The organism is Slackia equolifaciens (assembly GCF_003725995.1).
GTDB classification, from domain to species: Bacteria; Actinomycetota; Coriobacteriia; order Coriobacteriales; family Eggerthellaceae; genus Slackia; species Slackia equolifaciens.
The window spans coordinates 1-15,031 of the sequence record NZ_QIBX01000013.1; the positions used below are offsets into that span (position 1 = coordinate 1).

The window sequence follows — 15,031 nt, forward strand, 5'->3', positions numbered from 1 at the left end:
GAGTGGATGCGCTGGTTCCGCGAGGGGCGCATATCCCAGAAGCTCGGGTGGCTCACCCCGGACGAGCGCCGCGCGGCGCTGGGCTATCCGGTGCTGTAGGATGTACAAGAAAACGTCCGCGGTCCCGTACACATCTTCTATATGATTAAAAGTAAAAATGTGCCATTGAGCAGGACAGATGACGCGACGTCATATGGTTTTGCATTATTCGGACACATGGTTTTGAATAATAGATGCCTCCGCGAATGGGGGGTGGGTGCTGGCCGAAAGCGGCTCTGCTGCGGCAGTAAGCTGATTCTCCTCGGCCGAGGCATGCCCTCCCGGTTGAGGCATGCCCCGCCGAGGCGTACTCCTCTGGCAGCGGGATGTCTCCCCAGAGGGGGTGCCTCTTTCCGCATCGCTTTTTGCGTTCGTGGTAGTATGGCTGACGCGATGATGCGCCGCATTTTCGCAACGCTCGCATTATTCGCGGCGTCGTCGGGCCGATGGCACTCGGTTGCGGCGCGCCGTGCGAAGGAAGGGGAATCATGCCGGAAGTTTGCAGTTCTAAGGGACGGGCTCAGCTCGAGGGCGTCGTGTTCGTGGGGCAGACGCTCGCCCCGCTGTTCCTGAACGATCCCGCTCACGGGGCGCTCGACGAAGAGCTCGCTGCCATGGCGGCGCTCGACGTGGATGCTGCCGCGGAAGAATGGCCTTTCGTTTCGGCCGACCAAGCCCGCGGCGCGCTTGACCTCATGAAGCAGGGGCTCGCCGAAGGCCCCCATTCCGAGGACCTCATCTGGGAGTATCGTCGTCTGTTCGTGGGCCCCGCCAAAATGCCGTGTCCGCCGTGGGGGTCGGTATACACCGATCGCGATTGCGTGGTGTTTGGCGCATCTACGCTTGCACTGCGTGCCTGGATGCGCGCGTCCGGCATCCAACGACTGGGCGACGAAAAAACGCCGGAGGATCACATCGGTCTCATGTTGGCGCTTATGGCTTGGATTTCTCAGGAAAAGCCCGAGCTTTTGAAGGATTTCCTGCTCGACCACTTGCTGCCTTGGTCGTCTCATTATCTGAGCCAACTGGACGAGGCCGCCCGGCAGCCGTTCTACAAGGGGCTCGCGCAGATAACCAAAATGAGTCTGGAGGGCATGCAGGAGGCGTTTGGCCTGGAGGTCACCTATCCGCGCTTCTACCGGTAGGGTTACGGGCGTCCTCCGAGGTGTTGCGCGATGCCGCGTGCCTGTGCTTCTGTTGATACGGTTTTCAGGCATCCGCTTCCATTGTCCCGGACGGCTTCGCTGCATCGGAGGCCTCTCTGTGCTGCGCCGCCTTGCCGCATTGGAGTCCTCTCTGTGATGGGCTGCCTTGTCGCACTGGGGGCATATCCGTATTGGGCCGTCTTGTTGCGTTGGGGCCTTTCCGCATCGATCCGCATTGATCGGCTTCTTACCTCTCTTTTGAAGGACGGACGCTCGGGTTCTCTTGGGCGTCCACCCACTGCCGCACGCATTCGATGAATGCCTTGGTAGCAATCGAGGCTGTATCGTGGGAGCGTACGCCTATGGCGAGCTCGCGGTGCGTGGGAATCTCGGGCTCGATGCGCGCCAGGTCAAACGGCGCGTCGCGTAGCATGAGCTTGGCGAACAGGCTGAATCCAAGGCCCTCGCTCACCATGCCCATGGCGGCGAAGTCGTTATCGAGCACGAATCGCGTGCAGGGCCGCACCCCGTGTCTCTCGAACAACGCATCGAATTCCGAATGGGCGCTTCCTCGGACTTTGATATAGGGCTCGTTTTGCATCGCCTCGGTGGGGAAGAAGGGCGCCTTCGCCAGGGGGTGGTCATGCGCGACCACTGCGTAGATGGGGTCTTGGGCAAGCGGAATGCAAGACAGCTGATCGTGAGCTGCGGGCAGCACGAGAAATGCGCAATCGAAATCGCCGCTCATAAGGCGCTCCTCGGCCTCGGACTGGTCTTCGATGCACGATATCTGCAGGTCGATTTTTGGATGCTTCTCTGAAAACTCGCGGACTATTGCGGGCAGCCAGTGGATGGCGACGCTCGCGAACGCCGCGATGCGAACCGTGCCCGAGTCCAGATGGTGCATTTCGTTCAGACGCGTTTGGAGCGAACGCTCGGTGTTGTGCACGTTTTGCACGAGCGGAAGTATCGCGCGGCCGTCGGGGGTGAGGGTGGTGCCTGTGCGCTCGCGCGCAAACAGGACGACCCCCATCTCCTTTTCCAGCGCGGCAATCATGTAACTAATGCCGGCCTGGGTGTATCCGAGCTCTTCGGCGGCGCCTTTGAAGCTTCCGACTTCAGCAACTTTGAGGAACGCTTCGTATTTCGAGTTGTTCATCCGTCGCTCCTGACTCTTTCGCTCGCCTGCCAACTCGGCACCCGCCCATCAACTCTGACGTTCGTTTGCCGTTTATGTTCGCCCTGTCTGCAGCCGGTATGCGTACGTTTTCACCTGGCTTCGCCCCGACGTACTGGACGCGCTTGGCTTGCCTTCGGAGCCGCGTTGCGCACAGTGCTTGGTTTTTGCTCCCTGAACTGCGTCGCGCACCGTACTTGGTTTGCCTTCAGAACCGTATTATGCACCGCGCTTGGTTTGCCGCCGGAGCCGTACCATGCGCCGCGCTTTGCTTGCGTTCGGAACCGTACTTGCATCGCGCTTGGCTTGCCTTCGGAACCGCGTTGCGCACCGCGCTTGGTCTGCCCCCTGAACCGCATTGTGCACCGCGCTCTTCCGCCACTTTCTTAATATTAGAATATCTTATATCAAAAGAAAGATATTCCAGTTTTACTTTTATCAAAAGCACCCCTAAGATGCACTTTCGAAATCAGACGAAGAAGGCAGATGACGCTAGGGAAGAACGCCAACCACCCGAGGGAGGAACGCCAACTGCTCCAGGGGGGCGCCAACCGTGCAAGGGACAGGCCAACCGCACCAGGGACGGGAAACCGTGCTAAAGAAGAAGGCCGGATGTGCCAGAATCGCGAGCCCCAGTGAATGCGTGCGTTGAGTCGTTCCAGGCGTTCGAGACGGACGTGCGCTCAAGGACGATGCGCGACGCCTACGAGCCTGCCGGGTCTTCTGCGAAAGCACGCGAAACGCTGCGAAAAGAGGTGTGCACGATGAAAAAGAGCTGGATGTTTGTGCTGCTAGTGGTCTTGCAGACTGCGATCTACGGTGCGGCAAACGTGGTCATGAAGGTGGCGTACTCCGACATTCCTCCGTTGTGGTGCACCGCCCTGCGGTTTGGCATTGCGTTTTTCGTGTTCATGCTGCTGTTCGGCCGCGATATTGGATCGCAGCTGCGCTGTGCAGGGCTCCGAGCCTGGCTTCCGTCGAGCATCTTCATGGGCGCGGCATTTATCACCAGCGGCCTCTCGGTCAATCTGACGAGCGCCACGAACGCCGGTTTCTTCATCGCCCTGCCTATGTTATTCGCTCCTGCGTTCGCGCTGGTTCTCATACGCAGACCGTATCGGCTGAGTGTCGCAGTGCTGCAGATTGCAGTTTTGATGGGGCTGTATCTGCTGTGCTGTAACGGCGGCGCGCTTGCAATCGGGCCGGGCGAGCTTGTGGGGCTTGCGAGTTCGGCATGCTTTGCCGCGGCATTAGTTTTGAGCGAGCGTGACTTGTCGGGGGCCAACGCCCATGTGGATGCAAAGGGGCTTTCTGCTACGCAGACGGGCGTGACGTTTGCGTTCGCCCTTGTGGGTGCGCTGGCTTTCGAGCCGATGCCGGCTTTCGTTCAGGTGTCGACTGTGAGCTGGGCGGCTATCGCGTTTCTTGCGTTGTTTGGAACCTGTCTTGCGTTCTTCCTTCAGAATACCGTGTTGGCCCATCTGCCGTCTGCGACCGTATCGGTGGTCTTGTGCGCAGAACCCGTGTTTACGGCGGCGCTTTCGGCGATTGTGCTGGGGGAGTATCTGGGCGCAATGGGCATTGCGGGTGCAGCGATTGTGGTCGCCTGCACCGTCGCGGCAACGTTGCTCGACGAAAGCCCCCAGAAAACCTCTCGGGGTTTCATGCAAAAGTTTATGCATGCGCATCGCAGCCGCCTGCCACGCCGTCGTTCCGCGCCCCTCGTCGACAACGACTGATCCGTCGTGTTTGGGCGACTTCGCGTGGCGGACGGAATGGATAGGCTTACGGGAATGCCTCTCCTGCCAGTTTTTCTGAGTATGTTATCCATATTTTGCCCGCGAAAGCGGTTTGTGCCAGTTTTCCTAAGTATGTAATCCGATGCGAAGTAATTTTGTGCTCGAATGATTGTATCGGGGCGATAGATTGATGTAGGAGTAAATTCTACCCCTCGCTGAACAGGCGTTTTCATTAATGGCGTGATGATGCTGCGGCAGACTACGGATTCATTTTCCGATTTTGAGGCTTCCATGGATTACATAGTTAGGAAAACTGGCACATTTCCAGTTGGGTTACAGGAATCTGGATAACATACTCAGAAAAACTGGCAGAAATCGATTCTGTGCTCCGGCAGGGCTGTCGCTAATTGTGTATCGGGGCCGACAATAGGGTCGGCCCCGATAGGGGGTCGTCTTATCGGAGCAGCGCCTGCATCGGGTGGAAGCACGCGTCCGCTTCACGCTCCTTGTCGATTAACTCTATATGCCCGCAACGGGTGGGAGCACGGCTTTTCGCAGGGTCATCTGTCTAAATTGGTGTTCGGTCGTAGTTATTCGAATCCTCTTTTTCATGATCTTGGCAATGCTCGCGATGAGCTTGTCGAAATAGTAGGGGTTAGCGAGGTCCTGATAATACACAGACGCTATTTCAATTCCCTTTGCGGCGATGGCGTTTCGTCTTCGGTCGTCTTTCACGCGATTTGCCCAACCTTCGTGCGAGTCGAATCCTTGATATTCAAGCCCGAATTTGTATTGTGGCCAAAGCAAGTCAACCCTGCGCTCGCCGTCGGCCGTGTGCACTTGGCGGTTGAGGACTGCGCCTTTGAAGCCCATGCCTCCAATTCGAGGAGGCCCTGCAATCATGAGAGCCATGGCGGTTTCCATGGGCGATGCGGAATCGTCCAATATATAGGTGAGCAGGGTGCGTAGCTTCGTCAGCCCGTGGGTGCCGGGGATGGTATCGGCAAATGACGATATCTTCTTGCACGAGGTCAGCGGAGTGGCGCGTTGGCTGAAGCCCCATTCTGCGGTGCGGGGCGAAGCGGGTTGCATCGCATCGTCTCCGAATCCATACGTTTGCCTTGACGTGCTGTTGCGAGCTGCGGACGGGCGGCAGGATGCGTTCAGAGGCAGCGAATAGGTGCCGCACAGTTCGAAAATGCCGAGAGCCGCATCGAGCTCGGGAAGCGAGGCGCACAGCTGTATTGCGCATAGCTCCGGCGAGACGACAAGCAGATCGTCTGTCACGCGAACAAGGGAGCGGTTCGTGAGACTGGTGTGGCATGCATGCCTCGTAACGTGCTCTTTCGCATGGGAATGAGACCGCCCTTTTACAAGAACATGAATAGGCGGCGTCAAATAGAGGGGAAACTCGTTTGTGGCAAGCGCTTCGGCGATGTTGGTGGCGCCGCATTCATCGAGCTTTCCGGTGCGGGGCAGGGAGGAGATGTCGTTGTTTGATGCGCCGGCGGCTCGAAAGAAATTGAGCGCCGAGGTGTGGCTGAGGCAAACAGGCATGGCATCCTCTCGTTCGAGTCGGGCGAAGTTCGCGCTTGAGGGCGTTTGTTGCGCGCGAGGCGTTCGGCCTGGTGGCATGGCGAGCTTTGACGAGATGACGGCTGCCTTGGGCGGAGCTGGGTTCGTCCGTGCGAAGCGAGCTTGCGCATCGTCCGGTTGTGCGCAGCGCTGCCCTGACGCGCCGTCCGATTCAGCGGACTCCGTTCATGCGTCTATCTGTTCTTGCCATCCGGCCTCCCGACATGCGCTATGCAGTCGTCAAGCGACGCTATTTTCAGGCGGCGCCGGAACCGCCTGTTCTCCCACAACCAACACGAGGTCATTTAGTGAAAAGAATCCATAAAAGCTATTATCTGCCGGATTGTGTCTATTTGGATTGTGCCTATTCGAATTGCGTCGGATTGAATTACGTCGGTTCAAATTGTATCGATGTGCAAAAAGCCGCTATGTGCTCATTCACGAGTTTGGTTCGCGAGTTCAGCCTGTAGATTTATCTGCGGACTCTATTCGCAGGCTCCGCTCGTGGCGTCATGGGCCCTTTGCGAGCTCTGCTTGCTAATCCTGCACGCGGGCCTTGCTTCGGGCGGCACTCGCGCGCTTCACCATGGGTTCTGTTCACGGGCGCCGCGTGTGTGTTCCGCTCCTGATCTTCTTCTTTACTCTCACTTGTATGCTCTGATCTGGGTTCTGTGCACATGCCTCGCCGTGGGTTTCGCTCGTGTACGCCGCCTTTCGCCCGGTCCGCAGGCTTCACTTGCGGGTTTTATCCGCGCCGCATGACGCCATTTCGGAGCATTTCTTAAAGGAAATTTGCTATCTAATGGAAACCTACAAACTATTTCACCTGTTCAGAAGCCTACTAATATCAGAAGAATACAGAAAACCAACACATCTCATGAAAAAAAGTCTTGACTTATTTTTTCAACGTGATTAAATTTTTCGTTTGCGTATTTACGTGAATTTACGCATAAGGCAGGAAAACGACGTGCTCAAAGCAGGTTGCTAGGATAGCACATCCGCTTCGCGTGTTTCGAGCAAAACCATGCCTGCACAAGCGCGCTCGCGCCCGAAAGGGCGGCAGTCGCAAGGGCAAGGGCGTTTGCGTCGCAGCGCGTCTTAGTGAATCGCCCGCCAGCGACGACCGCACCCGCAGGGGCGTTTATCGCGGGCGTGGACGAAGCGGACGGCGTGCTGTGCGGCGGCCACGCCTGCAAGGGCGGTTTGTCGCGAACGTCGCTTTCATCCTTGGCGCATGCAGCAAAAAGTACGCATCAATAGTCTGAATCCATTAAGGAAGGAAGACCCGTGGCCCAAGCAACTAGCCTTTATAGGGAGCGTCGCAGCTTCGCGAAGATCCCCGACGTCATGGATGTGCCTAACCTGATCGCCATCCAGACCGACAGCTTCAAGTGGTTCATGAACGAGGGCATCACCGATGCCTTCAACGACGTGTGCCCGATTGAAAACGCCACCAAGGATATGTGCGTCGAGTTCGGCGACCATTACTTCGGCGACCCCAAGTACACCGTGGACGAATGCAAGGAGAAGGACGTCTCGTACCAGGCGTCGCTCTACGCCCAGGTGCGCTTCATCAACCGCGAAACCGGCGAGATGGGCGAGCAGGAGGTGTTCATGGGCGACTTCCCGCTCATGACCCCGCGCGGCACGTTCATCATCAACGGCACCGAGCGCGTCGTGGTGTCCCAGCTGGTTCGCTCGCCCGGCGTGTATTTCAGCGCCGAGCGCGACAAGACTTCCGACAAGATCATCTACGGCGCAAAGGTCATTCCTTCCCGTGGCGCTTGGCTCGAGTTCGAGACCGACAAGCGCGACATCCTTTCCGTGCGCATCGATCGCAAGCGCAAGCAGCCGGCCACGCTGCTTCTGCGCGCGCTGGGCATCGCTGAGTCCCGCGAAGACATCATCGAGATTCTGGGCAACTCCGAGATGGTGCTGCGCACGCTCGACCGCGACCCCGCCACCACCAAAGACGAGGCCCTGATCGAGCTGTACAAGCGCTTCCGTCCCGGCGAGCCGCCTACAATTGACTCCGCCCGCACGCTGCTCGACGGCCTGTTCTTCAACCCGCAGCGCTACGACCTGGCCAAGGTGGGCCGCTACAAGGCCAACAAGAAGCTGGGCTTTGGCGAGGAAAGCGATTCTTCCACGCTCACGCAGGAAGACATCATCGCCACCATGCGTTACATCGTGAATCTGCACGAGGGCATCGATGGCTTCGTGGTGGATGACATCGACCACTTTGGCAACCGCCGCATCCGCACCGTGGGCGAGCTGATTCAGAACCAGTTCCGCATCGGCCTCTCCCGTATGGAGCGCGTGGTGCGTGAGCGCATGAGCATGCAGGAGCCTGACGAGATCAGCCCCTCCAGCCTCATCAACATCCGCCCGATCACGGCGGCCATCAAGGAATTCTTCGGCTCTTCGCAGCTGTCGCAGTTCATGGACCAGGCCAACCCCGCCGCAGGCATCACGCACAAGCGCCGTCTGTCGGCCCTGGGCCCGGGCGGTCTGTCCCGCGAGCGCGCCGGCTTCGAGGTGCGCGACGTCCACAATTCGCACTACGGCCGCATGTGCCCCATCGAGACGCCCGAAGGTCCCAACATCGGCCTGATCGGTTCGCTGGCAACCTATGCCCGCGTGAACAGCTACGGCTTCATCGAGACCCCGTACCGCCGCGTGGTGGACGGCAAGGTGACCGATGACGTGGACTACCTGACCGCCGACGAGGAAGAGAACTACGCAATCGCGCAGGCCAACGAGCCGTTCGACTCCGAGACCCGCGTGTTCGGCCACACGGTGGACGGCGAGTTCGTGCCCTCCGAGCGCATTCTGTGCCGCACCCGCGACGCCGACGGCGTGTTCGGCGAGCCCGATGAGGTCATCCCTTCCAAGGTCGATTACATGGACGTGTCGCCGCGTCAGATGACGTCGGTGGCTACCTCCCTCATTCCGTTCCTCGAGCACGACGACGCAAACCGCGCCCTGATGGGTTCCAACATGCAGCGCCAGGCTGTGCCGCTGCTGCAGCCCCATGCGCCCTACGTTGGCACCGGCATCGAGCACCGCATTGCGGTTGACTCGGGCGAGGTGCTGGTGGCGCAGAACCCCGGCGTGGTCGACTACGTTGACGGCTCCACCATCATCATCCGCAACGACGAGGGCGAATTCGACGAGTATCTGGTTCCCAAGTTCCAGCGCTCCAACCAGTCGGGCTGCATCAACCACAAGCCTCTGGTGCGCAAGGGCGATGAGGTCCATGCCGGCGACGTTTTGGCCGACGGCCCCAGCTGCGACCATGCCGAGCTGGCTCTGGGCCAGAACCTCATGGTTGCCTACATGACCTGGGAAGGCTACAACTACGAGGACGCTATCATCATCAGCGAGCGCGTGGTGGCCGAGGATCTTCTGACCTCTATCCACATCTCCGAGTACGAGATCGACGCCCGCGACACGAAGCTCGGCCCCGAGGAAATCACCCGCGAGATCCCCAACATCTCCGACGACATGATTTCCGACCTGGACGCCGACGGCATCATCCGCATCGGCGCCGAGGTGTTCCCCGGCGACGTGCTGGTGGGCAAGGTCACCCCCAAGGGCGAGACCGAGCTCACGGCTGAGGAGCGTCTGCTGCGCGCCATCTTCGGCGAGAAGGCCCGCGAGGTGCGCGACACCTCCCTCAAGGTGCCTCATGGCGCCGGCGGTCGCGTGGTTGGCATCCATCGCTTCAGCCGCGAGGCCGGCGACGATCTGGCCCCTGGCGTGAACGAGCTGGTGCGCGTGTTCATCGCTCAGAAGCGTAAGGTGCAGCAGGGCGACAAGCTGTCCGGTCGCCACGGCAACAAGGGCGTTATCTCGCGCGTTCTTCCCGTTGAGGACATGCCTTACCTGGCCGACGGCACTCCGATCGACGTCATGCTGAACCCCCTGGGCGTGCCTTCGCGTATGAACGTGGGCCAGCTGCTCGAGTGCCACCTGGGCTGGGCCGCCAAGTGGGGCTGGTCCGACGATCCCAATTCCACCGAGCCCGTCGAGGGCCCGACCTACGTGGCAACCCCCGTCTTCGACGGTGCTACCGAGGAAGAGATCGTTGACGCCATCCAGAAGGCCAACCAGAACCTGATCAACCTCAACCATGCCAAGTACGGCGATCTGGCGCGTGACGAGTTCGTGCCCCAGCTGTCCAATACCGGCAAGGTCACGCTCTACGACGGCCGCACCGGCGAGCCGTTCCGCGAGCCTATCACGGTGGGCTTCCCCTACATCCTGAAGCTGGGCCACATGGTGGACGACAAGATCCACGCGCGTTCGACCGGCCCTTACAGCCTGATCACGCAGCAGCCCCTGGGCGGCAAGGCCCAGTTCGGCGGCCAGCGCTTCGGCGAGATGGAGGTGTGGGCGCTCTATGCGTACGGCGCCTCCAACGTGCTGCAGGAGATCCTCACCGTCAAGTCCGACGATACCGCGGGCCGCGTGAAGGCCTACGAGGCCATCGTGAAGGGCGAGAACATCCCCGCCGCCGAGGTGCCCGAGAGTTTCAAGGTTCTTATGAAGGAAATGAAGTCTCTGGCCCTCAACGTGGAGATGATCGGCGGCGCCGACCACCACGCCATCAACTTCGATTCGGTCGACCTGGAAACCAGGGGCTCCAAGAACCCCATCCAGTCGCTGATCGAGGCGGATGCGGCCAAGACCGAGGCCGAGGAGCACGACGCCCTCAAAGACATCGCCGCCGACCTGCAGTCGCTGATGTCTGAGAACCATGACGGCACCGATTCCGACGTAGAGAGCCTGATCGGCTCCGACGCTTCCGCGACCGATAACGGCGAAGGAGAAGAGCGATAAATGAGCAGCGAATACGATGTGAACAACTTTGACGCCCTGCGTATTTCCCTCGCCAGCGCCGAGGACATTCGCAGCTGGTCGCATGGCGAGGTCAAGAAGGCCGAGACCATTAACTACCGCACGCTCAAGCCCGAGAAGGACGGCCTGTTCTGCGAGAAGATCTTCGGCCCCACCAAAGACTGGGAGTGCGCCTGCGGCAAGTACAAGCGCGTCCGCTTCAAGGGCATCGTGTGCGAGCGCTGCGGCGTGGAAGTCACCCGCAGCAAGGTGCGTCGCGAGCGCATGGGCCACATCGAGCTGGCCGCGCCCGTGAGCCATATCTGGTACTTCAAGGGTTCGCCCTCTCGCCTGGGCTACCTGCTCGACATTCCGCCCAAGGAGCTGGAGAAGGTCCTGTATTTCGCCTCCTCCATCGTTACCTGGGTTGACGAGAAGGGCCGCGAGGAAGACGAGCAAATGCTGCGCGACGAGCTGGCAGCAAACCTCGAAGAGCTGGATTCCGAGCGCGACCGCCTGATCGAGGCCACCCGTCGCCTGTCCACCGAGTACGTTCCCGAGGACGACGAGTTCGTGGACGACATCGATGACGACGAGCGCATGAGCCCCGAAGAGGTCGACGAGGAGATCGCCGACATCTACGAGGAGTACCAGGAGCGTAAGGCGCTGCGCACCGAGGCCCTGGAAACCTTCATGAAGATCGTTCCCAAGCAGCTGATTCCGGATGAGGCGCTGTACCGCGAGATGCGCATCAACTACAGCGACTACTTCCGCGGCGGCATGGGCGCCGAGGCTGTGCGCGATCTGCTTGATGCGATCGATCTGCCCAAGACCGCTGAGCAGCTCAAAGAGATCATCGAGACGGGCAAGGGCCAGCGTCGCGCCAAGGCCATCAAGCGCCTGAAGGTTGTGGATGCGTTCCTCAACTCCGACCGCCAGCCGCACGACATGATCCTGGATGTCATTCCGGTCATCCCGCCCGATCTGCGCCCCATGGTGCAGCTGGACGGCGGTCGTTTTGCGACCTCCGACCTGAACGACCTGTACCGTCGCGTGATCAACCGCAACAACCGCCTCAAGCGTCTGCTCGATCTGGGCGCGCCTGAGATCATCGTGAATAACGAGAAGCGCATGCTGCAGGAGGCTGTGGACTCCCTGTTCGACAACGGTCGTCGCGGCCGTCCCGTCACGGGTCCCGGCAACCGTCCGCTGAAGAGCCTCTCCGACATGCTCAAGGGCAAGCAGGGCCGCTTCCGCCAGAACCTGCTGGGCAAGCGCGTGGACTACTCCGGCCGTTCCGTTATCGTTGTCGGCCCGTCGCTCAAGCTGCACCAGTGCGGCCTGCCCCAGCAGATGGCGCTGGAGCTGTTCAAGCCCTTCGTTATGAAGCGCCTGGTGGAGCTCGAGTACGCCGCCAACATCAAGGCTGCTAAGCGCGCGGTGGACCGTGGCGCGAGCTACGTGTGGGACGTGCTGGAAGAGGTCATCGTCGACCATCCCGTGCTGCTCAACCGCGCACCCACCCTGCACCGCCTGGGCATCCAGGCGTTCGAGCCGGTGCTGGTCGAGGGCAAGGCCATCAAGCTGCACCCCCTGGTGTGCACCGCGTTCAACGCTGACTTCGACGGCGACCAGATGGCAGTCCATGTGCCGCTGGGCAACGAGGCCCAGGCTGAGGCCCGCGTGCTCATGCTGTCGTCCAACAACATCAAATCGCCTGCTCACGGTCGTCCGCTGACCATTCCTACCCAGGACATGATCATCGGTCTGTTCTACCTGACCTCCATGCGCGACGGGTTCCCGGGCGAGGGCCGCGCCTTCATCGACTTCGATGACGCGCTCAACGCCTATGACGCCCGCGCCGAGCTGGACCTGCAGGCCAAGATTCGCGTGCGCCTGACCGCCGACACCAAGGTGGCCACGTCCTACGGCGTGTTCGAGGACTACAAGGCCGGCGATCTGCTGGAGACCAGCGTGGGCCGCATCACGTTCAACAACGTGCTGCCCGAGGACCATCCGTTCATCAACTACGAGATGAACAAGAAGGAGATCGGCCGCCTGATCGAGGATTGCGCGAACCGCTACAGCATCTCCGACATGCCCGCCATCCTGGACGGCCTGAAGAACGCCGGCTTCCACTACGCCACGCGCGCAGGCATCACCGTGTCCATTTGGGACGCCACGATTCCGCCCAACAAGGGCGAGATCATGGCCGAGGCCGATGCCAAGGTCGCCGCGATCGACGAGGATTACGAGATGGGTCTCATGAGCCCCGAAGAGCGTCATCGCCAGGTCATCGACATCTGGAACGAGACCGCTGACGCCGTGGGCGACGCGATGGCGGCGAACTTCGACAAGTTCAACCCCATCTACATGATGGCTTCCTCCGGTGCTCGCGGTAACATCAAGCAGATTCGCCAGCTGGCCGGTATGCGCGGTCTGATGGGCAACACGAAGGGCGGCACCATCGACCGTCCCGTTAAGTCCAACTTCCGCGAGGGCCTGTCGGTTCTGGAGTACTTCATCTCCACGCACGGCACCCGTAAGGGTATGACCGACACCGCGCTGCGTACCGCCGACTCGGGTTATCTGACCCGTCGTCTGGTGGACGTTGCCCAGGACGTCATCGTGCGCGAGATCGACTGCGGTACTCCCGAGGGCGTGCCCTATCCGCTGTACAACGAGAAGGGCGAGCTGGACGAGAACCTGATCGGTCGCTGCCTGCTCGAGAACGCGGGCGAGCTTTCTGCGGGCGAGTACATCGAGTCCATGGACGAGCTCAAGGCGCTCGAGGCGGCCGGCATCACCGAGGTTGTCATCCGCACGGTCATGACCTGCCATGCTGAGCACGGCGTGTGCCAGAAGTGCTATGGCTGGGATCTGGCCACGGGCCGTCCCGTCAACATCGGCACCGCGGTGGGCATCATCGCCGCACAGTCCATCGGCGAGCCCGGCACGCAGCTGACGATGCGTACGTTCCACGCCGGCGGCGTTGCTGGTGAGGACATCACGCACGGTCTGCCCCGCGTTACCGAGCTGTTCGAGGCACGCAAGCCTAAGGGCCAGGCGGTTCTGGCCGAGATTGCGGGCACGCTGCAGGTGACCGGCGACAAGACCACCAAGACGATCACCATCCACGATGCCGAGGGCAACTATCGCGAGTACGTGGTTTCGGCCCGCGCTCAGCTCTTGCCCGGCGTGACGGATGGCTGCGAGGTCAAGGTTGGTCAGCAGCTGACCAAGGGTTCTGTGAACCCGCACGACCTGCTGCGTCTGACCGACCCCAACACCACGCTGCGCTACATCGTTGCTCAGGTCCAGGACGTGTACGTGTCCCAGGGCGTAGAGATCAACGACAAGCACATCGAGGTCATCGCGCGTCAGATGCTGCGCAAGGTGGTTGTGCTGGATGCCGGCGAGTCCGACTTGCTGCCGGGCCGTCAGGTCAACCGCTACGAGTTCGAGCGCGTCGCGCAGGAGTGCGAGGCCGAAGGCAAGCAGCCTCCCGTGGGCCAGCCGCTGCTGCTGGGCATCACCAAGGCATCGCTCGCTACGGATTCGTTCCTCTCGGCCGCGTCGTTCCAGGAGACCACCAAGGTGCTCACCGACGCCGCCATCGAGGGCAAGACCGACCACCTGGCCGGCCTGAAGGAGAACGTCATCATCGGCAAGCCGATTCCTGCCGGTACGGGTCTGCCCCGCTACCACAAGGTGGGCCTTACCTATCACGGTCAGGCCGTCAAGCTCGAGGAAGAGGATACGCTGCCCGATTACGCTCCCTCCGAGCTGCGTGAAATCGAGAGCCTGCTGCCGCAGCGCCCCGATTGGTCGCTCGACGACAACTACATGGGTGCCTACCCGAGCTACTTTGGCGCCGGCAGCTTCCGCGGCGGCCGTGGCCAGCAGCTCTCCGATGAGGATGCGCGCCTGTACCTGTACGACGATCTGGGCGTGTCGCAGCGCTGGGCCAACAAGTTCAGCGAGGCCGGCATCGAGACGGTGGGCGACCTGGTCGGCTACACCGAGGACGAGCTCCTGCGCATCGAAGGCATCGGCGCCAAGGCTCTGGAGGAGCTGAAGGCGGGCCTGGAGGAGCACGAGCTGTCCTACCTGCTCGAGGATGACCTGGCTGCGTCCAACGACGACATGAGCCAGCTGCTCGATATGGTGTTCAGCCCCGATGACACCATTCTCATCGGTGGCGACGCTCCCGCGACCTTCAACACCGAGGGCGAGGAAATGCTGGGCGAGGCCCTGCCTCCGCGCAGCTATCATCGCGATCTGAGCGAGCTCGACGCCTTGCTGGGCGGTCTGGGCGACCTCGGCTTCGGCGAGACCAGCAAGAGGCACGAGGAAGAGTCTGACGAGGAGTAATGGTTGCGCCGGCTTTTCGGCTAGCGCAACTACCCATGAGACGCTACGACTGTTTTGTCTTGCTCTCGCATGGTTTGTTTTACGATGGGGCGGTCCTTCGGGGCCGCCTCTTTTGTGCTGAGCGGCAAAAATTGCGGCAC

At 60.8% G+C, this 15,031-nt stretch carries 6 protein-coding genes; 4 read left to right on the plus strand and 2 right to left on the minus strand.

All coding sequences use genetic code 11. The annotated features are described in order from the left end of the window. Positions 1–527 precede the first annotated feature (527 nt). Positions 528–1,184: a Tat proofreading chaperone DmsD gene (dmsD, locus tag DMP06_RS07530; RefSeq protein ID WP_123209131.1), complete on the plus strand. Its 657-nt coding sequence runs from the start codon at positions 528–530 to the stop codon at positions 1,182–1,184. Positions 1,185–1,431: 247 nt separating this feature from the next. On the opposite strand, the gene DMP06_RS07535 is transcribed toward dmsD, so the two are convergent. Next, a complete protein-coding gene (locus tag DMP06_RS07535) occupies positions 1,432–2,343 on the minus strand; it encodes a LysR family transcriptional regulator (protein ID WP_123209132.1) in 912 nt (303 codons plus the stop codon). Between the two features lie 632 nt (positions 2,344–2,975). On the opposite strand from DMP06_RS07535, the gene DMP06_RS07540 reads away from it, so the two are divergent. After that, a complete protein-coding gene (locus tag DMP06_RS07540; RefSeq protein ID WP_245962427.1) occupies positions 2,976–4,100 on the plus strand; it encodes a DMT family transporter in 1,125 nt (374 codons plus the stop codon). Between the two features lie 519 nt (positions 4,101–4,619). Here the strand turns inward: DMP06_RS07540 and DMP06_RS07545 are convergent. After that, on the minus strand, positions 4,620–5,657 hold the full coding sequence (locus DMP06_RS07545) for a hypothetical protein (protein ID WP_123209133.1): 1,038 nt from the start codon (positions 5,655–5,657) through the stop codon (positions 4,620–4,622). Positions 5,658–7,022: 1,365 nt separating this feature from the next. Here DMP06_RS07545 and rpoB point away from each other — a divergent pair. Both rpoB and DMP06_RS07555 read left to right on the plus strand, forming a co-directional pair. Further along, complete coding sequence (rpoB, locus tag DMP06_RS07550; protein WP_245962431.1) at positions 7,023–10,520, plus strand: DNA-directed RNA polymerase subunit beta; 3,498 nt, start codon at positions 7,023–7,025, stop codon at positions 10,518–10,520. Beyond that, the gene (locus tag DMP06_RS07555) at positions 10,521–14,891 is read left to right on the plus strand and encodes a DNA-directed RNA polymerase subunit beta' (RefSeq protein ID WP_123209135.1); all 4,371 of its coding nucleotides are present in this window, start codon (positions 10,521–10,523) and stop codon (positions 14,889–14,891) included. Positions 14,892–15,031: the final 140 nt, after the last annotated feature.

Bases quoted from the DNA above. Each gene is read 5' to 3' on its own strand.
- DMP06_RS07545 (WP_123209133.1), bottom strand. From the start codon at position 5,657: ATGCCTGTTTGCCTCAGCCACACCTCGGCGCTCAATTTCTTTCGAGCC.
- dmsD (WP_123209131.1), top strand. From the start codon at position 528: ATGCCGGAAGTTTGCAGTTCTAAGGGACGGGCTCAGCTCGAGGGCGTC.
- DMP06_RS07535 (WP_123209132.1), bottom strand. From the start codon at position 2,343: ATGAACAACTCGAAATACGAAGCGTTCCTCAAAGTTGCTGAAGTCGGA.
- rpoB (WP_245962431.1), top strand. From the start codon at position 7,023: ATGGATGTGCCTAACCTGATCGCCATCCAGACCGACAGCTTCAAGTGG.
- DMP06_RS07555 (WP_123209135.1), top strand. From the start codon at position 10,521: ATGAGCAGCGAATACGATGTGAACAACTTTGACGCCCTGCGTATTTCC.